The organism is Nosocomiicoccus sp. HMSC059G07, from assembly GCF_001815515.1.
Classification (GTDB): Bacteria; Bacillota; Bacilli; order Staphylococcales; family Salinicoccaceae; genus Nosocomiicoccus; species Nosocomiicoccus ampullae_A.
Window position 1 is genome coordinate 157,326 of the sequence record NZ_KV820808.1, and the last position, 22,864, is coordinate 180,189.

Below are 22,864 nucleotides of genomic sequence, written 5' to 3' on the forward strand. Positions count from 1 at the left end.
GAATCATATGCACGTTGTGCGATTTTACCTTCATTGTATTTCGTGTAAATGTACAGTATCATCGCAATCCATATAAATATGAACCCGATAAATTCGTCCATACTAAATGGTTCTTTAAAGACAAATATACCTAGAATAAAAATTAGCGTCGGATCGATATATAGTAAAAATGCCATTAATGATAGCGGCACTTGTTTTGCACTTGCACTGAATAATACGAGTGGCACGCTTGTCACAGCTCCTGATAATAGTAACCAGTACGTTGACGGGTTCATACCTATTGTTAAACCATAATTCACATGCATATAAATTAACCCACCAATTGCAAATGGTAATAATGCTAGTGTTTCTAGCGTAATACTGCTAAGTGCATGTATGCTTAACGATGATTTAATTAAACTGTAAAATGCAAATGATAATCCGATAATAAACGCAATATATGGTACAGTACCGAGTTTTATGATCATATACATAATACCTATGACTGTAATTCCGATGGCTACCCACTCTACTAGCTTGTATCGATCTCGTAAAAATAAAAATGCTAATATAATCGTAATTAACGGAGTTAAGTAAAATCCGATACTCACTTCAACTGCGTGACCAGAATTTACTCCGTATACGTACATCCCCCAGTTAATTGAGATAACGAAACCAGCGAGTATTACCGTAAAAATCTTACTTTTATTTTCTTTTAAATATTTTAAATCCTTCTTAAATTGTGTCGTATGGTTAAAAATCGGTATGATTAAAATCATAAATAAAAACGACATAATCGTTCGAACTAAAACGACTTCAATTGGATGAATATCTTCTAATAATGCCCAATATAAAGGCGTTAACCCCCATAATGTATATGCTAAAATCGCAGTTAAAATGCCATGTCTTTCAGTCATTCACTTCACCATCCATTATTAAATTAGTCCACTTTAAAACCCCTTATATAGGTATATAAAGGGCCAACAAATAGCAAAGCTTTTTCGCTTTATTTATATAATATTTATATGTTCAATTGCATGAACTTAATTTTAATATAAACAATATGAATAAGCAATATGATAGAAGATTAAATTTTCTGTATTTTTTAGAAATACAATGTATAATAAGAATATAATTCGAAAACCGAAAGGAAGATAAAATATATGGCATTACCTTTAAGAAGCGAAGTAGATGTGAACTACACATGGAACTTAACGGATTTATGTAAAAATGACGAAGAAGCAAAAGAGAAATGTGTTGCTTTAAAAGAAGAAATTCAAGCATTTAATTCAAAGTTTGAAGGCAACTTAAATGACGTTGACACTGCAGTCGATGCAATTGATGCGTATCGTTCACTACTAGAGCAACTCGTAGTTGTTAGTACATATTCGAGTTTAAAACTATCGAGTGACCAAAGCGATGCTGAAGCACAAAAACTTTCTAGCGTTGTCGGTACGACGTCTACTCTATTTTCAACAGAGACATCATTTTTAACGAGTGATTTACTAAGTAAAGATGAAGACTTTTTAACTCAAATAAAAGAGAATAAAGAAGAATATACAGGTTATATCGATCACTTACTACGTTTTAAACCGTATCAACTCGATCCAAAAGTTGAAAAAGCACTCGCTAGTTTTAGTAATGTATTTAGTGGACCATACGAACTGTATTTAAAAACGAAATTACTCGATTTAGACTTCGGTTCGTTTACTGTGGACGGTAAAGAGTACCCACTTTCTTATTTATCATTTGAAGGTGAATTAGAATCACACCGTGACGAAGAAGTTCGTCGTACAGCATTTAGACAATTTAGCGACGTACTAAGAAAGTATGAGCATACGACGGCTGCGACATATGATTTACATTTGAAAAAAGAAAAAGCAGAAGCAGACTTACGTGGATTCGATTCAGTCATCGACTACCTACTCCATGATCAAGAAGTGCCACGTGAGTTATATGACCGTCAAATTGACACGATTATGAAAGATCTTGCGCCACATATGAGACGCTATGCTAAACTTTTACAAAAAGAAAACAATATCGAACATATGAAATTTGAAGACTTAAAAATTTCACTTGATCCAGATTCAGAACCAGAAATTACAATTGATGAGTCTCGTAAATATATACTCGACGGCTTAAGCGTTATGGGAGAAGACTATATAAACATGATCAACCGTTCATACGATGAACGCTGGATTGATTTTGTATCGAATAAAGGTAAATCAACAGGTGCATTTTGTTCGAGCCCATATGGTGTACACCCGTATATTTTAATTACATGGACGTCACTTATGGAAGAAGTATTCGTCCTTGCACATGAACTTGGTCACGCAGGGCACTTCTATAATGCAAATAGAGAAAACAATATTTTCGATACACGCCCTTCTCTATACTTTATAGAAGCACCATCAACATTAAACGAAATGTTAATGGCAAATCACTTATTAAAAACAAGTGATAACGATAAATTTAAGCGCTGGGTCATTAGTTCTATTATTTCTAGAACGTATTACCATAACTTTGTGACACACTTACTTGAAGCCGCATATCAGCGTGAAGTGTACAAAATGGTCGATAACTACGAAACAGTAACCGCTGCAGATTTAAATCGAATTAAACGTGAAGTACTAGAGGAATTCTGGGGTGATGATGTAGAAATCACTGAAGGTGCTGAACTTACATGGATGAGACAACCACACTACTATATGGGATTATATCCATACACGTATTCTGCAGGACTTACGATCTCAACAGAAGTATCTAAGCGAATTTTAAACGAAGGACAACCAGCAGTGGATGACTGGTTAGAAGTATTAAAACTCGGTGGTAAGAAAAATGCAGTAGAACTTGCAAAACATGCAGGTGTTGATATTACAACAAGTGAACCACTTGATAATACAATTAATTATATCGGTGAACTCATCGACGAATTAGAAAAATTATCATAATTACACTACCCCTTTAGACAAACTAAAGGGGTATTTGATTTCATCAACTAATTTTAATATAATTGACCTACTCAATTATATTAGGTGATGTTATGGATAATAAATTAAAAGAGACGATTTATGAATTTATACAATTTTATGAGATCCTTAATCACAGTCAGAACCCTACTAAAATTGGTTTAACAAAAGCTGAAATAGATGTAATTGACTATGTCGGTCAAAATGAGCAAGTCACAGCACGCCAAATCGAGAAAGCACTTCATATAGATAGAGGCTTTTTAAGTAGAACAATCAAAAGTCTTGTTAATAAACAGTTAATCGATCGTTTGCAGTCAAAACACGATAAGCGAAGTTTTGTTTTAAAGCTAACTAAAGATGGAGATGTAAAGAGAAAACAAATTGAAATAGAACAAGAACAGTCATTTACTGAAACGTTCAAACATCTATCCGAAGAGGAAAAAGAATTATTCAATGATGCATTATTAAAAGTCATTAAAATTTATAACAAAGAAGCATTAAATGTAGAGTCAGTAGAAAAGAAGAAAATAGATAATGATATAAAATCGTTTGATAAAGAGGATAAAGTGTGGCAAACGAGTGATGGTGCTACCCTACTCTATAAAAAACACGATGAATGGATGGCTGAATTGATACTTTCTGAAAATTTACTGAAGGAAGATGCGTTAAATGCAATTTTAAAAAATGTTATATCATATGCATATGATGACTATGCGAACCACTTATATGTCAATGTGCCTAAAGAAGCTAATTACGAGAGCGTATTAGAAAAACATGACTTTTTTGAAACAGAAAATCAAGATGATCATATTCGATATGACTTATTCTTATAAAAGTTAACATAATATTATTGGTGTAAACAAAAAGAGCGCTTATTCGCGCTCTTTTTTAATGTATGTGCCTTTTTTATCTTGAGTAATTCTACCATCTTTCATTAAGCTACCTAATGCGCGCTTAAAGCTCGCTTTAGACATGTTAAATATCGATTTAATATCTTCTGGCGATGATTTATCGTTATAGACCATCGATCCGCCATTAAGAAGTAAATACTCGTAAATTTCATCAGCATCGGTATCTATCTTTTTGTAAGCTTTTTCGATAAATGAACCGTTCACTTCGTTATGCTCATTAAATCCAATGACTCTTACTTTTACAGCTTCACCGAGTCTTGGCTCTTCTTTTCGTTCTGATTCATGGACGAATACTTTGTATCCATCGTCAGCTAATAAGAATGTACCAACCTTTAATAAGCGGTAAGGTCTTGCGTTTAACCATGTGTTACGGTGTGTTTTAAACACTTCTTCATCAAACGGTTGTGACATCTCTCTTGCTTCTGTTTCTGTAATTAATCGACCGTATATTTGGTTGTCACTTTCTACACGTAAAGTTGCCATAACTTTATCGCCAGGTTTTGGCCAAACTTTTTTAAGTTTTGGTAAATCTTCATAAGGGATTAAAAAATCTTTCGGTGCGTCGATATCGATGTACACACCGTCATACGTCACTTCACTCACTGGTACGAAATCAAATTTGTCTCGAGTAATTTTTGGAATGACTGGAGAAGCGAATAACTCTCCACGCGTATTTGGATATATGAATACCGCAACGTCCTGTCCGACTTCATACTCCTCTTGTTGTAATGATTTGTTCATACGAATTACTTCATCGTCTTCAGTTTTAAAGTATAACGTTGACCCCTCTACTCTATCTAACGTTAAAAATTGAGTCGTTCCTGATAATCTCTTCATAAAATCTCCTAATCGTCGTTATAATATATTAATCATAGCATATGTATAGTATAATTACGTGTAATAATAATTAAGGAGAATGCACATGTTACAAGTTAGTGATGTGAGTTTACAATTTGGAGATAGAAAATTATTTGAAGATGTAAACATAAAATTTACACCGGGTAACTGTTATGGACTTATTGGTGCAAACGGTGCAGGTAAATCGACGTTTTTAAAGATCTTATCTGGAGAAATCGATTCTCAAACGGGTCATGTAACGATGGGACCAAATGAACGTATGGCGTTTTTAAAACAAGACCATTATCAGTACGAGGATGAGACAGTTTTAGACGTTGTATTAATGGGACACGAAGAGTTATGGCAAATTGCAGAAGAGAAAAATGCGATTTACATGAAACCAGACTTTAATGATGAAGATGGTATGCGCGCAGCTGAGCTCGAAGCGTTATATGGTGAAAAAGGTGGGTATACTGCAGATAGTGATGCTGAAAACTTATTGCACGGTTTAGGTATTGATCAGGATCTCGTTAATAAAAAGATGTCTGAACTAGAAAACAGCCAAAAAGTAAAAGTATTACTCGCACAAAGTTTATTTGGTAACCCAGACGTGTTACTGCTCGACGAGCCGACGAACGGTTTAGATATTAAAGCGATCCAGTGGTTAGAAGAGTTTTTAATCAACTTTGAAAACACTGTAATCGTCGTATCACACGACCGTAACTTCTTAAATAACGTCTGTACACATATCGCAGACTTAGATTACGGTAAAATTCAAATTTACGTTGGGAACTATGACTTCTGGTATCAGTCAAGTAAACTGGCTAAAGAGTTAATGCAAGAACAAAACAAGAAAAAAGAAGAACGTATCGCTGAGTTAAAAGAGTTTATTGCGAGATTTAGTGCAAACGCTGCAAAATCGAAACAAGCGACGAGTCGTAAAAAGATGCTCGAAAAAATTGAACTCGATGATATTAAACCGTCAAGCAGACGTTATCCATACGTTGGATTCACGCCAGAAAGAGAAATTGGGAACGATCTTTTACAAGTTAAAAATTTATCACACTCTATTGATGGAACTGAAATTTTAAAAGATGTAAACTTTACAATTAACCCGAACGACAAAGCGGTTATCGTTGGAGATAGTGAAATTCAAAAGACAGTTCTACTCGACATTTTAGCAGGCGTCATTGAACCTGACGAAGGTGAAGTCATTTGGGGTGTAACGACGACACAGACGTATATGCCTAAAGATAATAGTGAGTACTTTGAAGGCGTAGAATTATCACTCGTTGACTGGCTAAGACAATACGCACCTGAAGACGAACAAACAGAAACGTTTTTACGTGGTTTCTTAGGACGTATGTTATTTAGCGGTGAAGAAGCAAAAAAACACGCACACGTTCTTTCAGGTGGAGAAAAAGTACGAGCAATGCTGTCTAAAATGATGTTATCTAAAGCGAACGTTTTACTACTCGATGAACCGACAAACCACTTAGACTTAGAAAGTATTCAAGCGGTGAACGATGGTCTCATTAAGTTTAAAGGATCGATTTTATTTACATCACATGACTTTGAATTCATCAACACGATCGCAAACCGAGTTATTGAACTAAACGAAGTCGGAGCAATGACTAAAGAAACATCTTACGAAGAATACTTAATTGACAAAGGTATTTTAAACAAATATTAAACAAAAGAACCTCTACTAGTTGGTAGAGGTTCAATTTATATTGAAAGCTATTAGTATTATAATTTAACTACGTTTGTCGCTTGTGGACCACGGTCGCCTTCAACGATTTCGAATTCAACTGCTTGGCCTTCTTCAAGAGATTTGTAACCTTCCTCTTGAATTGCTGAGAAGTGTACGAATACGTCATCTTCTCCTTCGATTTCGATAAAGCCAAAACCTTTTTCAGCGTTGAACCATTTTACGTTACCTTGTTTCATTTAAAAAATCCTCCAAAAATATGTTCAATATTCAAATAAATATCGACAGTCATATTATATATCAATGAAAGCGTTTGTGTAAAGACCTACTTAAAAAGTGTAACATTTATTTCATTTCTAATATCGTATCATTTTCTAACGCGATTAAAGAGTGATATATTTGTACATCATCATCACAATCTTCGCAGTATTGAATCTCACAACAATTAAAAAATGCTGGGATATGATACTTTCCGATTTTTACGGATGTATATTTGTCCTGTAATAATTGATAGATTTCATCATATTTTATTTTCATCGTTGGATAATCATTAAATATGAACGACTCTGTAACATCATCCCTCCACTCTTCAAATAACCACCAACCTTCATAATAGGCTGTAATTATGACTATTTCATACATATGAACACCCCATTTTAAGTCAATGTTCTAGTGAGTTTATTATAGTCCTATTATTCGCAAATTCAAGGACAAAGACTTATAATTATAGTAAGAGATAAATGAATGGAGAAGTTTTATGAAGGATTACCTCACACATTTGTACGGCGTGTTGATTGCGAGTCCTGTTGCGCTTATTACGTGGCTAATGTCGTTAATGGTGTTCGATTTAGCGACTTTAACGTCAGCGATCGCAACGAGTGTTGCTGCACTCTTAACGTATGTTACAACACAGCAATTTACGTTACAAAAGTATTTAAACGAACACGAGCTTGCACGCAGTGAATATAAATATATAAAACAAGAGTTAAAGGTCGCTAAGGGAAAACAGAAGCGGCTTTTAAATAGCTTTAAAAAGATTAGAAATTTAAATGATATTAAACTTATCTTTGATATAAATAGAGTCGTACGCGCGATTATGAAACGTGTAGAAAACGAACCTAAACTATTTTATAATGGTTTACAATTCTTTCACTCTAATTTAGATTCAGCGGTAAACATGGTCGAAATATATTTAGATTTATATCGTTTACCAGGTAAAACGAAAGAAGAAAAAATTGAACTCAATACGGCAAGGTTACGCCTACTCGATTTAAAACGAAATTTAGAACTCGATTTATCAGAAATAAACAAACGAGATTATGAGCGGCTTAAAATAGAGCGTGATGTATTAAAACGCACCGAAGGAAATAATAGAAAAAGACAGTTAGAAATGAAGGAAGATGAACGCCTTCCTGACTTTTCAAAAGTGATTCAAGAGAAAGAAAAAGCAGGTGAATATATTGACAGAAAGTAATAAAAAAGATGAATTATTAAACAACCCTTTTCAACCCGTTACGGAGTTACAAAAAGAAGAACACTCACAAAATGTGACAACAACATTTAAAGATGATGAATTTACAGCAGAAGAATTAAAACAGATAGAAACGATCAAAAATCAAATACAACCACTCGACAACGATGCACTCATTTCATATGGTGCGAACGCTCAATCCCAACTGTCACAGTTTTCTCACGATATGTTAAATCAAGTACAATCTAAAGAGATAGGACCTGTTGGAGACTCTTTAAAACAGTTGATGAGTAAATTAAAAGAAATTGATCCAGAACAATTAACGAAGCAAAATAAGAATGTATTTCAGCGTATGTTTGGTAAAGTCAATCGATCAGTAAATGAATTACTCGCTAAACATAAAGGTGTTGCGAGTCAAGTAGATAGAATTAGTGTACAACTGGAAAACTCAAAAGATTTACTCGTTAGAGATGTTCAATTATTAGACAATCTCTATGAAGAAAATAAAGCGTATTTTGAAGCGCTAAACATTTATATACGTGCTGCAGAGCTTAAAAAGAATGAAATTGAGACAGAAACACTACCTGAGTTAAGACAGCGCGCAACAGCGTCTAACAATCAAATGGCAACGCAAGATGTAAACGATATGATTCAGTACATGAATCGATTAGATAAACGTATTCACGATCTTAAATTATCTCGACAAATTACGTTACAATCTGCGCCACAAATTCGTATGATTCAAAATATTAACCAGTCACTCGCTGAAAAAATTCAAAGTTCGATTTTAACATCTATCCCACTGTGGAAAAACCAAATGGCGATTGCGTTAACATTACTAAACCAAGAATCGGCGTCAAAAGCACAAAAAGCTGTAACGGACACGACGAATGAATTGTTAAGTAAAAATAGTGAGATGTTAAAACAAAACGCACTCATGACAGCAGAAGAAAACGAACGTGGTATCGTAGATATCGAAACGCTTAAATACACGCAAGAAAACCTACTTGAGACGATTGAAGAAACGTTACGCATTCAAACAGAAGGTAAAGCAAAACGTCAAGCTGCTGAAAAAGAATTACTTCAAATGGAAGAAGAACTTAAAACTCGCCTATTAGATATAAAAGATAGATACAAATAAAAGGAAAGGAGTCCTCTCCTTTCCTTTTTTCTATTCGTATACAATTTTTTCTTGTTTTGAACCGAGTATATATCCGATGATATAACCGATAACTAATAATGGAATCCATTCAAACTGTGTAGAGAATAATGGTAAACTTTCTAATACTTGAAGCGGTAGCTTTTCTAATGCTGCTACTCCAAAATATTCTGATCGATACACGACTGCAAGAATTGAAACAACCGAAATTAGGTATACTGGAACTTGCATTGAAAGCTTTGGTGATGGTACAAAATACGTGATAATTACTAACGCTACGACAGTCATTGCGATTGGATATAAGATCATAAGTACTGGAACTGACCCTTGGATAATTGTACTTAAACCTTGGTTAGCAAGTACTAATGATACGAGTGTCCAAATTGCTGCCCATGCTTTATAACTTAATTTAGGGATTAATTTATTGAAATACTCTGCAACTGCTACGATTAATCCGACACAAGTTGTTAAACAAGCAAGGAATACAATCGTTGCTAGTATAAATACTCCAAATCCTCCAAGAACATCTTCAGCTACAAACGTTAAAATATAAGTTCCTAAGTTTTGACCTTCAGGTAATGCTCCAGGTAAAGCAACTCTGTTACCAATCCATGCGAGTGATACATAAATCACTCCAAGTAATGATGCGGCAATGAGTGCAGATTTAATTGTTCCATTAAGTAAATCTTTTTTATCTGTGAATCCGAGTCCACGTATTGCATTTATAACGATTAAACTAAATACAAGTGCTGCAATTGCATCCATCGTTAAATAACCTTCTGTAAATCCTACTGAAAAGGCGTTCTTTTCTAAAAATGCACCAGCCGTTGGATTTGGCGTTAAACCTAAGTAGCTCACAATACCCATAACGACTAATAAAATAATAGTAATTAATAAAATAGGTGTTAATGCCTTACCAATAGTATCTACCAGATATCCTGGCTTTAAAACAATTAAGAAAACAATAACAAAATATAACACCGAGAAGATGAGTAAACTTAATGAGCTTGTACCACTTAAGTATGGTAATACTGACATTTCATACGCAGTTGTTGCCGTTCTCGGAATCGCAAAGAATGGTCCAATTGTTAAAAAGATAGCGACCATAAATACGACTGAGAACCACTTACTTATATGATTAAGTGACTCATCGTACCCACCTTTTGAAATGGCACCTGCAATTACTGCAATGAGTGGTAACCCTACTCCAGTAATTACAAATCCTAATATTCCAATCCAAAAGTGATCGCCGCTTTCATGTCCGATTGACGGTGGGAAAATTAAGTTTCCGGCCCCGAAGAACATCGCGAACAGCATGAATCCTACGACAAATACATATTTAGTATTCATTTCTAAACCTCCAAAAAATTAATTTATCTTTTTGCATAAACAACATATTACATGACTTAATTCATTATGTCTATATGTTTTTCGAATTATCAGAAAACTTTTTTTAAAAAAATTAAGATGTGCTTAACGCACATCTTAAACTTCTTCAAAATATTCTTTATAATAGCCGCCGACTTTATTAGAATTATCGATGACAAACAAATATTCTTCAGTTTCATTAACGACTTTATACGTTTTACCAACTGTTAACATATCAGATACTTTAAACTTTTTTGCATCTGTATGAACGACTTTGACATCTTTAATATGATTATCTTTCCAAGTTTCGTGTAACATATATTCTCTCCTTAAAAAGAAAGAGGTGCATATTGCACCTCTTCTATTAACCTTCTAATAGTAAGTCTTCAGGGTTTTCAATTAATTCTTTAATTGTTTTTAAGAATCCAACAGACTCAGCACCATCAATGATACGGTGGTCGTAACTTAATGCGACATACATCATTGGACGAATTTCTACTTTACCATCTACTGCTACTGGACGTTGTTGAATCGTGTGCATACCTAAGATTGCAGCTTGAGTACCGTTAATAATCGGCGTAGACATTAATGAACCGAATACTCCACCATTTGTAATTGTGAATGATCCACCTGTCATTTCATCAAGCGTTAATTTCTTATCGCGTGCACGTGTCGCAACATCGATAATATCATTTTCAATTTCAGCAAAGTTTTTACGGTCACAATCTCTAATTACTGGTACAAGTAGTCCCTCATCAGTTGATACTGCAATCGCAATATCATAGAACTGTTTGTAAACTAAATCTTTACCGTCGATTTCAGCGTTAACTGCTGGATATTTTTTAAGTGCAGCGACTACAGCTTTTGTAAAGAATGACATGAAGCCAAGTTTCGTTCCGTCATTTCTTTCCATAAACTGATCTTTTTTACGTTTACGTAAATCCATAACAGCAGACATGTCGATTTCGTTAAACGTCGTTAACATTGCTGTAGATTGAGAAACTTCTAATAGACGATTTGCAATCGTTTGACGACGACGTGACATCTGTTCACGCACTACAGGTTTTTCAAAAGTAGCTTGTTCTTTAACTTCTGGTTTTGCTTGTTCTGCCTTAGGTGCTTCTTTAGGCGCGTTGACATGATTATTAACGTCATGTGAACGTACTAGACCTCTTGGATCTGCAGCGTTAATGTCAGCTAAGTCGATGCCTTTTTCACGTGCTAATTTACGCGCTGAAGGCGTTGCAACGATTTGTGAATCTTCTTTAGATTCAACTATTGTTTCTTCTTTAACTTCTTCTTTTTTCTCTTCTTTAGCTTCTTCTGCTTTAGTCTCTTCTGCTTTAGGTGCACCACTGCCTTCACCAACTACAGCAACAACTTGTCCGACTTCAACAGTGTCTCCTTCTTCAGCTTTCACTTCAGAAATTACACCATCTTCTTCACTGACAATTTCAACGTTGACTTTGTCAGTTTCAAGTTCTAAAACAGCTTCCCCTTTTTCAACACTGTCTCCAACTTTTTTAAACCAAGTCGCAATCGTACCTTCTGTAATCGATTCTGCGAGCTCTGGAACGATAATTTCACTCATTCTCTATCTTCTCCTCTTATTTCAATGCTTCTTTAATGATTCTATCTTGAATTAATTTATAAATACCTGCGTTTCCTTCTGCAGGAGACGCACTTTCGTTTCTTCCAACATAGCTTAAAGCGATTTTGTCATCGAGTAGATCGCGTAAGTACGGTTCTACAAAACGATATGAACCTTGGTTTTTAGGCTCCTCTTGTACAAATCTAACTTCTTCTAATTTTGGTAGAGTACTTAGAACTTCTTTAATTTCTTCCTCTGGGAATGGATATAGTTGCTCTAATTTAATTAATAACTTAGAAGTGTCTTCTTCTTTTTTAAGATTTTCTTCTAGTTCAACTGCTACTTTACCACTAGCGATTAAAACCGTTTTAACTGATTTAGGCTTTTCGTTATTATAAATGATTTCTTTAAATGTACCATTTACAAACTCTGAAACTGGTCTAGATGCTGTTTGGTTTCTTAGTAAACTTTTCGGTGAAGTAAGTACTAATGGACGCATTAAATCAGTGTTTAAGTTTTGTGCTTGTCGTCTTAATAGATGGAAGTAGTTCGCACTTGATGATAAGTTCGCCACGATCATGTTGTTTTCTGCACATAACTGTAAGAATCTTTCAATTCTTGCACTTGAGTGTTCAGGACCTTGTCCTTCTTGTGCATGAGGAAGTAACATCGTTAAGCCTGTCGTTTCTCCCCATTTAGAATGCGCTGCAGAAATAAACGTATCAATGATTGGCTGTGCCATGTTTACGAAGTCACCGTATTGTGCTTCCCAAATTGTTAAGACGTCTTTATTTTGAACGTTATAACCATATTCATATGCTAATGCTGCAAGTTCTGATAACGGTGAGTTATAAATATCAAATGATGCTTTCGCGTCACTAATATTTTTTAACGGTGTATATTTTTCTCCGCTTTCAGGATCATGTAACACAGCGTTACGGTGTGCGAACGTACCACGTTCTGCATCTTCACCTGTAAAGCGAATTGGTGTACCGTCTTGAAGTAATGTAGCAAACGCAAGTGCTTCAGCGTGACCCCAGTCGATACCAGCTGAGTCATCTTCAAATGCTAACTTTCTTCTTTCTAAAACTTTAGAAAGTCGTCTGAATACTTCAAAATCACCGTTATAAGTTAATAATTCTTCAGTAATTTTTTCTAAACGTTCTTTCGTAATCGTTTCGTCAGCTTCGTTTTTCTGTTTACCGAACACGAATTCAGGATGTTCGATTTCACCACTTACAATCGTATCGTTTTTATCGATTTTATCGTGTGCTGAACGAATTTCTTTTTCAACATTATCAATAATTTCTGATTTTTGGTCTCTAGAAATTACTGATTCCTCAACTAATTGATCACCATATAAGTGTTCAATTGTTGGATAGTTTTTAATTTCATTGTAAAGCATTGGGTTCGTTGTCATTGGTTCATCCATTTCGTTATGCCCCATACGACGGTATCCGATGAGGTCGATAACGATATCACGGTTGAATGTTTGACGGTATTCAAATGCTAGTTCAATTGCTTTTAATACATATTCTGGTTTGTCGTTGTTAACGTGTAATACAGGGATATCAAATCCTTTTGCGATATCACTTGAGTAAAGCGTTGAACGACCGTCCCATTCTTCTGTTGTGAATCCGATACGGTTATTCGTAATGATGTGAATAGAACCACCGACAGTGTAACCATTTAGGTCACTCATGTTCATTGCTTCAGGGTTTACACCTTGAGCTGGAAACGCAGCGTCTCCATGAACAACTACTGCAAATGATGCATTTTTGTCTTGTACACTTTCGCCGGCTACATCGTTTTGTTCTTGTGCTGCACGTGTTTTACCTTGTACGACAGGTCCAACGATTTCTAAGTGAGACGGGTTATTAGCAAGTGTAACTGTTTGCTCAAGATCGTTATCATTTAATGTTTTAACCCCACCGAGGTGATATTTAACGTCTCCCATCCAACCGTTAGTAATTGCTAGAGATTCATCAGTTGGTAAGAATTTCATAGCGTCCGTTGACATGAATTCACTTAACATCATTTCGTATGGTTTTTGTAATACGTGAGTTAAGACGTTTAGGCGTCCACGGTGTGCCATCCCAATTTGAAGGTGTTGTAATTTATCTTCGGCCATTTTCTTAAGTAGATGATTTAACATCGGTACTAAAGAGTCTACACCTTCAATAGAGAAACGTTTTGCTCCTACGAAGTTTTTTTGTAAATATTTTTCGAAACCTTCAACTTTTGATAATTCTTTAAATAGTGCTATTTTTTGATCGTTATCATAATTCGGTTGCCCTTTTGTTTCTGTATACTTTTTGAACCATTCTCTTTCTTCTTCGTTGTTAATGTGTGAGAATTCAAAAGATAATGGTGAAGTATACGTATCTTTTAAATGATGAATCGCATCGAGTGCATTATCAAAAGTATCTACTAAATATGGACTAATCGTTTCAACAGAAACGTTTTTAAGATCCTCTTCAGTAAATCCATAACTTTCAAAACTGAAATCAGGATTGTTTTTAATTTCAGGAGGATACACCGGATAAACGTCAGCCACTAAATGACCGTAAGTACGAATATCAGTTACCCACTTAATAATGTTCTCTAATTTGCTACTTGAGCTACCTGTTCTCGGAGCGCTAAATTGAGTATCATTGTTTAAAATTGACTCAAATAAAATTTGCATCTCCTCAGAAACACTATTCGGGTCCTCTAAATACATATCGTAGTATTCTAAGATTAACCCAAGGTTTGTTCCGAAACTAACAGGCGCGTGATCATACGCCTTCTCTTTCATATAAGACACCTCTTCTGTGTATTTGTTACTCGCTATAAGTTTACCATTTTAAAGCTATCCTTTAAAGTAAATGACCTGTCTTAAGCGATATAATTTTACTTTAAAGAAAATTCAATATGAATTGTCGTTCCTTCATTAATTTTACTTGTGATATACACGTTTCCACCGTTTGCTTCAATAATTTTTTTAGCAATCGATAATCCAAGTCCATTACCACCGAGTTCACGACTTCTTGATTTATCGACTCTATAAAAACGGTCGAAGACTTTATTGACCTCTTCTTTAGGAATCCCGACTCCTTTGTCAGATATTTCAATTTTAATTTTATTACTCATTTGTTTAGATACGATATGAATTGATTTATTTTTATTATCGTATTTTACGGCATTATCTAGGAAGATAACGAGTATTTGTTCAAACTGATGCTGACTTATAGCGTAATATAAATCATCTTTTAAATCAGTAGTAAATGTATAAGACGGATGAAGTTGCCTCATCGCATTGACGCGACTTAAAATTTCATTGTTTAAATCAATTGGCTCAAGGACGAGTTTTTGTTTGTTTTCATTTTTTGTTAACTCTAACAATTCTTCAATTAATTTAGTAATACGCCCCATCTCATCGATAGAAATTTGAAGTGACTCTTCAAGTACCGCTTTATCATTTTTACCCCATCGGTTTATTAAATTTAAATGCCCTTGAACGATCTGTAGAGGCGTACGTAGTTCATGTGATGCATCTTCTACAAATTGCTTTTGCTGATTAAATGACTCTTCAAGTGTATCCATCATTTTGTTAAATGAAACAACCATGTAATCAATTTCTGATAAATTCGTTCGTAAATCGAGACGTTCAGAAAACCCGTTATTTTCAACGTACTGAAGTTGCTTTGTAAATCGGTATATTGGACGTACCATTTGTCCAGAAATAAAGTAACTAATGACAGATGTCACGGATATCGACATAAATGCGATAATCGTTGCGATAATAATTATCATTTGTAAAATTGTATAATACTCTTGCATCGGGTGAATGATTGCAATATATCCATTCCAATATTCTGATTCTATCATGACAGTTTTTACGATATATTTTTTGTCATTGATTTCCATCGGATAAAAATCCGGGTTAATAATTTGTTCACGTGGTACATTATAAGACTGATCCTTACTCGGCCAACGGTACACTTCTTCACCGCTCATCGTAAAGAGTACAAATTTTTGATTATCATAAAGACTCGTATAAATTTCGCGTTCAGTAATCGCGTTGATCGGTGTCGTTGAATACAAAGAATGTAATTCAACAGCACTTCTATCAGCTGCACGGTACTGTAAATCTTTTAAATATATACTCGTTGCATAAATTAAGAACGTACTGAACATAATAAAAGAACCCGTGATTATCAAAATTGCTAACCGCATCCACCTTGATCTTAGAGAGGTTTTCATTCTCGAATCACATACCCAACACCCCGAACAGTTTCGATAATTTTATCGAGGTCATATTGTTTGAGCTTATTTCGTAAATAACGAATGTAAACGTCAACGACGTTCGTTTCAACTTCGTTATCGTATCCCCAAATTTGATCTAGAATCGTCTCACGTTTTAATACAATATTCTCGTTTTCAATGAGTAATCGTAATAATTCGAATTCTGTTTTTGTTAAGTCTAGTTCTGTTTCATTGACGAGTACTTTATATGCTGATAAATCAATTGTTATACCGTTTGATTCTAATATATTCGACTCGTGTACTTTTCTGCGTCTCATAATGACGCGAATGCGTGCGAGTAGCTCTTCAATTTCAAATGGTTTAACGATATAATCGTCTGCGCCATAATCTAAGCCAATTACCTTTTCATATGTTGTATCTTTTGCTGTAATCATAATAATTGGTGTGTCTTTTTCTTTTCTAATTTTACGACATACTTCTAATCCATTTAACTCTGGCAACATTAAATCGAGTAATATACAGTCGTAATCTTTGTCTAAAGCATGTTCTAGCCCACTTAATCCGTCGAACGTTACTTCTACGTCATAGCCTTCATAAGTGAGTTCAAGCTCTAGAAAACGTGCTAAATTTTGTTCATCTTCGACAACTAAAATGTTTGGCATCGTCTCACCTCAAGTTAACTATATCATTTTGAATATTATCTCTAAAATTATCATAAAAAATACTCCGATTAAAGCAAAAACTTTAACCGGAGTTCTATTACACACCAGAAACTTTACCTGGAGTATCATTACTATAGCTTTGTTGTCGTATGATTAAGTTCTTTTTCACTTCTGGCCATTCATCATCAATTATTGAGTATACGACTAAGTTTCTAGGTATGCCATGGAGTGCACGTTCTTTTCTTAAGACTCCTTCTTTTGTAAATCCGAGTCTCTCGATTGCTTTATTTGAACGCACATTTCTTTCATCAGCACGAATTTGAACACGCATCATACCCATTACTTCAAAACAAAATTCGAGCAGTAAAAACTTTGAGTCAGAGTTGACAAAAGTACGTTGTGCACTCGTTCCAAACCAACTGGCACCAATTTCACAACTTTGTCGTTCATAGTCGATATGCTGAATTCTTGTACTACCGAGCACTTCATCTGTTGATTTTAAAATGACGACAAACGGAATTGCCTGCATGTTATTGCGTGAATCTATTGCACTTGAGACCCATTCAGTCATCTGCTCTTCAGTGATAGCTTGATATAACATATACGTCCATATACTTTCATGGTTTACCTTTTGTAAATCTTTTGCGTGGGACAACTGCATCGGAATTAATTTAATTCTGTCATTCTCAAGAGTGATTGATTCATATAAATGAGTAATCAATAGATCCACCTACTTCATGAATTATTTTATATCTTTAAATTTTCCATGGAATATCCATGATACTAAAGAAACTGTCGCTGCTCCGATTGCCATGCCTGCGAGAACGTCTGTTGGAAAATGGACGCCGAGATATACGCGTGACGAGCAAATAAGTAAAATTGCGACAGCACAAAGTGCATACAGTACAGCTTTATGATTTAAATTCGTATGTTTTATTAACACCATCAAACTTCCGAAAAATATGGTCGAACCGAGACTGTGTCCACTTGGAAAACTAAATCCACCAATTTCAATTAAGCGTAAAAACGCCGGACGCTCTCTGTCGAATGAATGTTTCAGAACAGGAATTAAAATGCTAGACATTAACATCGAGACGACCAAAAATAACGCGTGAATGTTCATTCTGTATAACAGTAAAATCGCAATGACAATGATTGAGAGAATAATCATTGAGATAACTTCACCGAGTTGAGTGACCCCTAAAAATAATGCAGTTGTTAAAAAACTTTCTGAAGCGTAGATAAACTCATACACTTCACGGTCGATAAAACGACCGACACGTGACTCGTGAAACACTGCAATCACACCAAATATTAGAGTAAATACGATAAACAGTGATATTTTCTTGTCACGACTCATATTTACTCCTCCTTAAGTAGATGTTCTGTTAAGCGTTTTGGTGTCATCCCCGCTGTAAATGTCTCCATATTTTTAATGTATTCTAGTTTATTATTTTCGATTTTCCTAATATTGTCAATGATTCGTTTTGGAGTTATAGATTCATCTTCGATCGTTTCAGCATATCCCTTACTTTTAAAGTACTCAGCGTTTTCAATTTGGTCTCCACGACTTTGAGATAACGGTAATGGGATTAAAAGCATCGGTTGCTTAAGGAGTAGTAATTCGTAAATAACGTTTGCTCCACTACGTGAAATCACGACGTCAGAAATTTTATAGAAATGTGCGAGTTCATGTTGTACGAATTCATATTGGCGATAATTAGGATGACTAATATCTTCACGAATGTTATCTGGACCAGTTATATGAATGACTTGGTATTGGTCTACAAAAGTATCTAAATGGTTATGCACTAAATCGTTTATAGATTTTGCCCCTAAACTCCCTCCGATAAACATAATTGTCGGTTTATTCGGATCTAGTCCAGTAATGTTCTCTGCAATCTCTTTACTACCATGTAGCAATTCTTCACGAATGACAGGTCCTACATACTCAGATTTATTTGAATCGACAAAGTTTAACGTCTTTTCGAAAGTGACAAATATCTTTTTAGCAAATTTACCAGCAATTTTATTCGCTAGTCCTGGAGAAATATCTGACTCATGAATATAGACGGGTATATTCAAACTTTTTGCTGCGAGTACAACTGGTACTGACACAAAACCACCTTTTGAAAAGACGAATTTCGGTTGTAACTTTTTTAATATACGTCTCGCATCAAAAATGCCTTTTGTCACCTTAAATACATCTTTAATATTTTCAAATGATAAATAGCGTCGTAACTTACCACTTGAAATGCTGTAGTATTCGATACCGGATTTTTCGATAATTTCTTTTTCAATACCTGTTTTAGATCCGATATAATATGGCTTTACGTTATCATTTAACAGCTCTGGAGCGATTAACGTATTGAGCATAACATGCCCGATTGTCCCCCCACCTGTTAATACGACTACATCATCATTTAATTTCATATGTATCCTCTTTCTTTAAATAATGATAAACACCATGCATATGCACGGTGTTTATATGAATTATTCATCGTCTTGATTTGAACGTTTACGAGAATCATCGACAGGAATGTACTTAGACTCTTCTTTCATTTCTTTTGTAATATCTTCTTTAGACTTTTCGCCTTTAATATAATCTAATAGATAATCGTATTGAGTGTCATTATCTTGGATGTGCTCACGAATATCTTTCATTAATTGAGCTGTCGTATCCCCTGTAACGATACCATTTTCATCTAAGTTATTGTCTTTTTGATAATTTTTAACAGCATCTGTTAAATTAGCGTCAAAGACGTTATCCATTGTTTCTATGTTATAACCTAACGCTTCTAACATCACTTTAATCGTAATAATATCATCGTTCTCTTGTGTTTCAATATAGGCATCTTCTCTATCTAAGAACTTCACTCGATAGAAATCTGGATTGTTAATTACAAAGTCAGGTTCGATACCTTTTTCGTGAATCCAGTCGCCATTTGGTGTTAACCATTTCGTGTTCGTATATTTAACTAATGATTGATCTTTGAATTCACTCGTTCTTTGTACGATACCTTTACCAAATGATTTCGTACCGACGATTTCAGCTTTCGTTAAATCTCGCATCGCTCCAGCAAATACTTCACTCGCACTTGCTGAACCTTCGTTGAGTAAAATATAGATGTTGTCAAAGTCATCTTCTTTTACTAATCGATCATTTTCAGCATATATCTCTTCACGGTCACCATTTTTATGCTCGAGATATAAGACGAGTTCGCCTTTATCTACGAAGAAATTAATCATCTCAACAGCTTCGTTTAATAGACCACCTGGGTTTGAACGAAAATCTAGTACGACGTCTTTAACTTTTTTCTCTTTAGCATCCTCAAGCGCAAGTTTTAATTCTTTCGCAGTATCTTGTTGGAAACGATTGATACTAATATGAGAAACATCATCTTTAATTTCTGAAGTGACACTATCGATATGAATTTTTTCACGAGTAATAACGAGGTCAAATGGTTTGTCAGAACCTCTTTGAATCGTTAACGTGACATCCGTACCCTCTTCACCACGAATAAGTTGAACAGCTTCGTGTGAAGACCAACCTTTAATTGACTCTCCGTCAATTGCGAGTATTTTATCTCCAGGCTGAACGCCTGCTTTTTCCGCTGGCGAGCCTTTCATTGGACTTGAGACGATAACGTTTTGATCATCTTGCATAATTTCAGCACCAATACCGTAAAATTCGCCGGTAATTGATTCTTCAAAATCAGCTGTTTCGTCTACTTGCATGTATTCACTATATGGATCGTTTAAACCATTCACCATACCTTTAATCGAAGATTCAATTAAATGTTCTTTGTCAACGTCTGTATAATATTCTGAAGATAGAGTGTCGTACACGTTATATAATTTAACGAACTCTTGTCTCGTATCAGTTCCGACGTTTACTGCGCGTTCCGTTTTTCCACCTAAACTTAGTGCGGTAATTAATACAGAGAGAAAAATCGTCGTTAGTATGATGACGATAAACCAGAATATATTTAAACTGACTTTTAAACGATGACTACTTTTTGGTATTTCGTTGTTCACAGTTTCACCTAATTTCTAATATTACAATGATTCTGCAAATGGAAGAGCTGCATCTAATGCAATTTCAATCATCTCATTAAATGTCGTCTGTCTTTCCATTGCTGAAGTTTCCTCACCTGTTATTACGTGGTCAGATACTGTTAAAATACTCAGCGCTCTTGCGTTATATTTTTTAGCAATTGTAAATAATGCGCTTGACTCCATCTCTAACGCAAGTACACCGTATTCTGCAAGTTGTTCGATGTTTCCTTTTTCATCGTAAAATGAATCAGCTGTAAATACGTTACCGACAATCGCGTTCGTTCCGCGTTTCGTTGCTTCATTGTAAGCGGACGCGAGTAATTCAAAGTCTGAAGTCGGTGCATAACTGATATTATTAAATAATTTCGTGTTTTGACTAGAATCAGTCGATGCACTTTGAGCGATAATTAAATCACGTACATTAATATCTTCTTTAATCGCACCACAAGTACCAACACGAATTAAGTTTTTAACTCCGTAATCACGCATTAACTCATGGACATAAATAGAGATAGAAGGAATTCCCATTCCTGTACCCATAACAGAAATTCTTTTTCCTTTATATGTTCCAGTAAAACCGAACATGTTTCTTACTTCATTAAATTGTGTAACATCTTCTAAAAATGTTTCTGCAATGTATTTTGCACGTAACGGATCTCCTGGTAGTAAAATAGTTTCTGCAATGTCGCCTTGTTTTGCACCAATATGAATGCTCATGTTCATCCTCCTAATATTTTAACCAATTTTCATATTCTTCAAATAAAGTATCAAACGTGTGTAATGACGCACCGTCGTATGGTGTTTTTTCTAAATAGTCTGAAATATTATTATAGTCAGTAGAAAATTTGGGGAAATCTAAATCATTCACTACGTGTGTAGCGAACACTCCGCTTTCACTCTTTTCACCGACTTTTGTTTTCATAAACTGATAAAAAGAATAACTTTTCATAGTATCACTCAAACAATGTTAAATACTTTTCGTAATCTGTATCTTTTAACTCTTCTTTTGGAATAAAAGTTAATGCAGCAGAGTTAATACAATATCTCATTCCCCCTGATTCGACAGGGCCATCATTAAATATATGACCTAAATGTGAATCAGACGTATCGCTACGTACTTCAATACGACGCATTCCAAATGAATCATCAAAATGTTCAGAGACAGATTCATCGATTGTACGTGTAAATGATGGCCAACCACATCCAGCATCATATTTATCCGTCGAACTAAACAATGCTTGACCGGATAATTTATCGACGTATATACCCGCTTCAGTGTGCTGATCATACTCATTTTGAAACGGTGGTTCAGTACCATTTTCTTTCATGACGTGATATTCCATTTCAGTAAGTTCAGAAATGTCTTTTTTCATTAGTTTTCACTCCAATGTTTCTCAATAAACCCTTTACGACCAGAACCTTTATAAAACGCATTATAATGTGCACTGTTTTTCTTATAAAAATCTTGATGATAATCTTCTGCTGCATAAAAGTTCTTATACGGTAACACAGGTGTAATCACAGGATCGTTAAATACTTTTGAATCGTTTAATTCATCGATATATTTCTCTGCTTCTTCTTTTTGAGTGTCATCATGATAAAAGACAGCAGGCATATACATCGATCCACGGTCACCGAATTGTCCATCATTATCTGTTGGGTCAAATGTTTTAAAGAATACTTTTAAAATTTCACGGTATGAAATAACATCTGGATCAAAATCAATTTGTACCGCTTCTGTATGACCTGTTGTACCAGATCCAACCTCTTCATATGTCGGATTTTCTTTGTGGCCGTTTGAGTAGCCACTTGTTACTGAATTTACACCATCGTATTGGTCGAATGGTTTAACTAAACACCAAAAACAACCACCTGCTAATGTCGCTTTTGCCATCATAT

At 34.9% G+C, this 22,864-nt stretch carries 23 protein-coding genes; 5 read left to right on the forward strand and 18 right to left on the reverse strand.

The window, feature by feature from the left end; all coding sequences use genetic code 11:
* A partial coding sequence (rarD, locus tag HMPREF3029_RS03805) for an EamA family transporter RarD (protein WP_070709928.1) occupies positions 1 to 896 on the reverse strand: 896 nt, incomplete at its 3' end.
* A gap of 246 nt (positions 897 to 1,142) precedes the next feature.
* Here rarD and pepF point away from each other — a divergent pair.
* Together pepF and HMPREF3029_RS03815 are read left to right on the forward strand one after the other, a co-directional pair.
* Positions 1,143 to 2,930, forward strand: a complete 1,788-nt coding sequence (gene pepF, locus HMPREF3029_RS03810; protein ID WP_070622739.1) for an oligoendopeptidase F — start codon at positions 1,143 to 1,145, stop codon at positions 2,928 to 2,930.
* Between the two features lie 92 nt (positions 2,931 to 3,022).
* Positions 3,023 to 3,781 carry a MarR family winged helix-turn-helix transcriptional regulator gene (locus tag HMPREF3029_RS03815; protein WP_070456606.1) on the forward strand — a complete coding sequence of 253 codons (759 nt, stop codon included), beginning with the start codon at positions 3,023 to 3,025 and terminating at the stop codon, positions 3,779 to 3,781.
* A 39-nt stretch (positions 3,782 to 3,820) separates the two neighbouring features.
* On the opposite strand, the gene HMPREF3029_RS03820 is transcribed toward HMPREF3029_RS03815, so the two are convergent.
* Entirely contained in the window at positions 3,821 to 4,696 is an 876-nt protein-coding gene (locus tag HMPREF3029_RS03820; RefSeq protein WP_070709929.1) for a CvfB family protein, read from the reverse strand.
* 85 nt (positions 4,697 to 4,781) lie between these two features.
* Between HMPREF3029_RS03820 and HMPREF3029_RS03825 the strand changes: the two genes are divergently transcribed.
* A complete protein-coding gene (locus tag HMPREF3029_RS03825; protein ID WP_040928094.1) occupies positions 4,782 to 6,389 on the forward strand; it encodes an ABC-F family ATP-binding cassette domain-containing protein in 1,608 nt (535 codons plus the stop codon).
* Between the two features lie 56 nt (positions 6,390 to 6,445).
* Here the strand turns inward: HMPREF3029_RS03825 and HMPREF3029_RS03830 are convergent, their stop codons facing one another.
* Positions 6,446 to 6,646, reverse strand: a complete 201-nt coding sequence (locus HMPREF3029_RS03830; protein ID WP_040928095.1) for a cold-shock protein — start codon at positions 6,644 to 6,646, stop codon at positions 6,446 to 6,448.
* Between the two features lie 106 nt (positions 6,647 to 6,752).
* Entirely contained in the window at positions 6,753 to 7,049 is a 297-nt protein-coding gene (locus tag HMPREF3029_RS03835) for a DUF1033 family protein (RefSeq protein ID WP_070709930.1), read from the reverse strand.
* Between the two features lie 115 nt (positions 7,050 to 7,164).
* Between HMPREF3029_RS03835 and HMPREF3029_RS03840 the strand changes: the two genes are divergently transcribed.
* A complete protein-coding gene (locus tag HMPREF3029_RS03840; protein ID WP_070456591.1) occupies positions 7,165 to 7,881 on the forward strand; it encodes a 5-bromo-4-chloroindolyl phosphate hydrolysis family protein in 717 nt (238 codons plus the stop codon).
* A complete protein-coding gene (locus HMPREF3029_RS03845; protein WP_070456588.1) occupies positions 7,868 to 9,019 on the forward strand; it encodes a toxic anion resistance protein in 1,152 nt (383 codons plus the stop codon). Before HMPREF3029_RS03840 ends, HMPREF3029_RS03845 begins: the two co-directional genes overlap by 14 nt.
* Before the next feature lie 30 nt (positions 9,020 to 9,049).
* On the opposite strand, the gene brnQ is transcribed toward HMPREF3029_RS03845, so the two are convergent.
* The 14 genes from brnQ to msrA all read right to left on the reverse strand — a co-directional run bounded on the left by brnQ (position 9,050) and on the right by msrA (position 22,859).
* On the reverse strand, positions 9,050 to 10,387 hold the full coding sequence (brnQ, locus tag HMPREF3029_RS03850) for a branched-chain amino acid transport system II carrier protein (RefSeq protein ID WP_070456585.1): 1,338 nt from the start codon (positions 10,385 to 10,387) through the stop codon (positions 9,050 to 9,052).
* Between the two features lie 135 nt (positions 10,388 to 10,522).
* Positions 10,523 to 10,723 (reverse strand): DUF6501 family protein, encoded by a 201-nt coding sequence (locus HMPREF3029_RS03855; RefSeq protein WP_040928100.1) that lies wholly within the window; start codon positions 10,721 to 10,723, stop codon positions 10,523 to 10,525.
* A 46-nt stretch (positions 10,724 to 10,769) separates the two neighbouring features.
* Positions 10,770 to 11,996, reverse strand: a complete 1,227-nt coding sequence (gene odhB, locus HMPREF3029_RS03860; RefSeq protein ID WP_070709931.1) for a 2-oxoglutarate dehydrogenase complex dihydrolipoyllysine-residue succinyltransferase — start codon at positions 11,994 to 11,996, stop codon at positions 10,770 to 10,772.
* A gap of 16 nt (positions 11,997 to 12,012) precedes the next feature.
* A complete protein-coding gene (locus HMPREF3029_RS03865; RefSeq protein WP_070709932.1) occupies positions 12,013 to 14,793 on the reverse strand; it encodes a 2-oxoglutarate dehydrogenase E1 component in 2,781 nt (926 codons plus the stop codon).
* Positions 14,794 to 14,888: 95 nt separating this feature from the next.
* On the reverse strand, positions 14,889 to 16,214 hold the full coding sequence (locus tag HMPREF3029_RS03870; protein WP_246830698.1) for a sensor histidine kinase: 1,326 nt from the start codon (positions 16,212 to 16,214) through the stop codon (positions 14,889 to 14,891).
* Between the two features lie 23 nt (positions 16,215 to 16,237).
* A complete protein-coding gene (locus tag HMPREF3029_RS03875) occupies positions 16,238 to 16,906 on the reverse strand; it encodes a response regulator transcription factor (protein ID WP_068130063.1) in 669 nt (222 codons plus the stop codon).
* A 97-nt stretch (positions 16,907 to 17,003) separates the two neighbouring features.
* Positions 17,004 to 17,627, reverse strand: a complete 624-nt coding sequence (locus HMPREF3029_RS03880) for a GNAT family N-acetyltransferase (RefSeq protein WP_083286822.1) — start codon at positions 17,625 to 17,627, stop codon at positions 17,004 to 17,006.
* 21 nt (positions 17,628 to 17,648) lie between these two features.
* On the reverse strand, positions 17,649 to 18,266 hold the full coding sequence (locus tag HMPREF3029_RS03885; protein WP_070709934.1) for a phosphatase PAP2 family protein: 618 nt from the start codon (positions 18,264 to 18,266) through the stop codon (positions 17,649 to 17,651).
* A 2-nt stretch (positions 18,267 to 18,268) separates the two neighbouring features.
* On the reverse strand, positions 18,269 to 19,339 hold the full coding sequence (locus HMPREF3029_RS03890; RefSeq protein ID WP_070709935.1) for an undecaprenyldiphospho-muramoylpentapeptide beta-N-acetylglucosaminyltransferase: 1,071 nt from the start codon (positions 19,337 to 19,339) through the stop codon (positions 18,269 to 18,271).
* 60 nt (positions 19,340 to 19,399) lie between these two features.
* A complete protein-coding gene (locus tag HMPREF3029_RS03895) occupies positions 19,400 to 20,944 on the reverse strand; it encodes a S41 family peptidase (protein WP_070709936.1) in 1,545 nt (514 codons plus the stop codon).
* Positions 20,945 to 20,965: 21 nt separating this feature from the next.
* Positions 20,966 to 21,682, reverse strand: a complete 717-nt coding sequence (deoD, locus tag HMPREF3029_RS03900) for a purine-nucleoside phosphorylase (RefSeq protein WP_068130073.1) — start codon at positions 21,680 to 21,682, stop codon at positions 20,966 to 20,968.
* A 10-nt stretch (positions 21,683 to 21,692) separates the two neighbouring features.
* On the reverse strand, positions 21,693 to 21,914 hold the full coding sequence (locus HMPREF3029_RS03905) for a YozE family protein (protein ID WP_068130076.1): 222 nt from the start codon (positions 21,912 to 21,914) through the stop codon (positions 21,693 to 21,695).
* 4 nt (positions 21,915 to 21,918) lie between these two features.
* On the reverse strand, positions 21,919 to 22,338 hold the full coding sequence (gene msrB, locus HMPREF3029_RS03910; RefSeq protein WP_070709937.1) for a peptide-methionine (R)-S-oxide reductase MsrB: 420 nt from the start codon (positions 22,336 to 22,338) through the stop codon (positions 21,919 to 21,921).
* Entirely contained in the window at positions 22,338 to 22,859 is a 522-nt protein-coding gene (gene msrA / locus HMPREF3029_RS03915) for a peptide-methionine (S)-S-oxide reductase MsrA (RefSeq protein WP_070622734.1), read from the reverse strand. Before msrA ends, msrB begins: the two co-directional genes overlap by 1 nt.
* Positions 22,860 to 22,864 lie beyond the last annotated feature (5 nt).

Coding starts and splice junctions, on each gene's coding strand:
- HMPREF3029_RS03885 (WP_070709934.1), bottom strand. CDS start 18,266: ATGAGTCGTGACAAGAAAATATCACTGTTTATCGTATTTACTCTAATA.
- msrA (WP_070622734.1), bottom strand. CDS start 22,859: ATGGCAAAAGCGACATTAGCAGGTGGTTGTTTTTGGTGTTTAGTTAAA.
- HMPREF3029_RS03815 (WP_070456606.1), top strand. CDS start 3,023: ATGGATAATAAATTAAAAGAGACGATTTATGAATTTATACAATTTTAT.
- msrB (WP_070709937.1), bottom strand. CDS start 22,338: ATGAAAAAAGACATTTCTGAACTTACTGAAATGGAATATCACGTCATG.
- HMPREF3029_RS03905 (WP_068130076.1), bottom strand. CDS start 21,914: ATGAAAAGTTATTCTTTTTATCAGTTTATGAAAACAAAAGTCGGTGAA.
- HMPREF3029_RS03840 (WP_070456591.1), top strand. CDS start 7,165: ATGAAGGATTACCTCACACATTTGTACGGCGTGTTGATTGCGAGTCCT.
- brnQ (WP_070456585.1), bottom strand. CDS start 10,387: ATGAATACTAAATATGTATTTGTCGTAGGATTCATGCTGTTCGCGATG.
- HMPREF3029_RS03855 (WP_040928100.1), bottom strand. CDS start 10,723: ATGTTACACGAAACTTGGAAAGATAATCATATTAAAGATGTCAAAGTC.
- HMPREF3029_RS03820 (WP_070709929.1), bottom strand. CDS start 4,696: ATGAAGAGATTATCAGGAACGACTCAATTTTTAACGTTAGATAGAGTA.
- pepF (WP_070622739.1), top strand. CDS start 1,143: ATGGCATTACCTTTAAGAAGCGAAGTAGATGTGAACTACACATGGAAC.
- odhB (WP_070709931.1), bottom strand. CDS start 11,996: ATGAGTGAAATTATCGTTCCAGAGCTCGCAGAATCGATTACAGAAGGT.
- HMPREF3029_RS03870 (WP_246830698.1), bottom strand. CDS start 16,214: ATGCGGTTAGCAATTTTGATAATCACGGGTTCTTTTATTATGTTCAGT.
- HMPREF3029_RS03825 (WP_040928094.1), top strand. CDS start 4,782: ATGTTACAAGTTAGTGATGTGAGTTTACAATTTGGAGATAGAAAATTA.
- HMPREF3029_RS03890 (WP_070709935.1), bottom strand. CDS start 19,339: ATGAAATTAAATGATGATGTAGTCGTATTAACAGGTGGGGGGACAATC.
- HMPREF3029_RS03865 (WP_070709932.1), bottom strand. CDS start 14,793: ATGAAAGAGAAGGCGTATGATCACGCGCCTGTTAGTTTCGGAACAAAC.
- HMPREF3029_RS03875 (WP_068130063.1), bottom strand. CDS start 16,906: ATGCCAAACATTTTAGTTGTCGAAGATGAACAAAATTTAGCACGTTTT.
- HMPREF3029_RS03830 (WP_040928095.1), bottom strand. CDS start 6,646: ATGAAACAAGGTAACGTAAAATGGTTCAACGCTGAAAAAGGTTTTGGC.
- HMPREF3029_RS03835 (WP_070709930.1), bottom strand. CDS start 7,049: ATGTATGAAATAGTCATAATTACAGCCTATTATGAAGGTTGGTGGTTA.
- deoD (WP_068130073.1), bottom strand. CDS start 21,682: ATGAGCATTCATATTGGTGCAAAACAAGGCGACATTGCAGAAACTATT.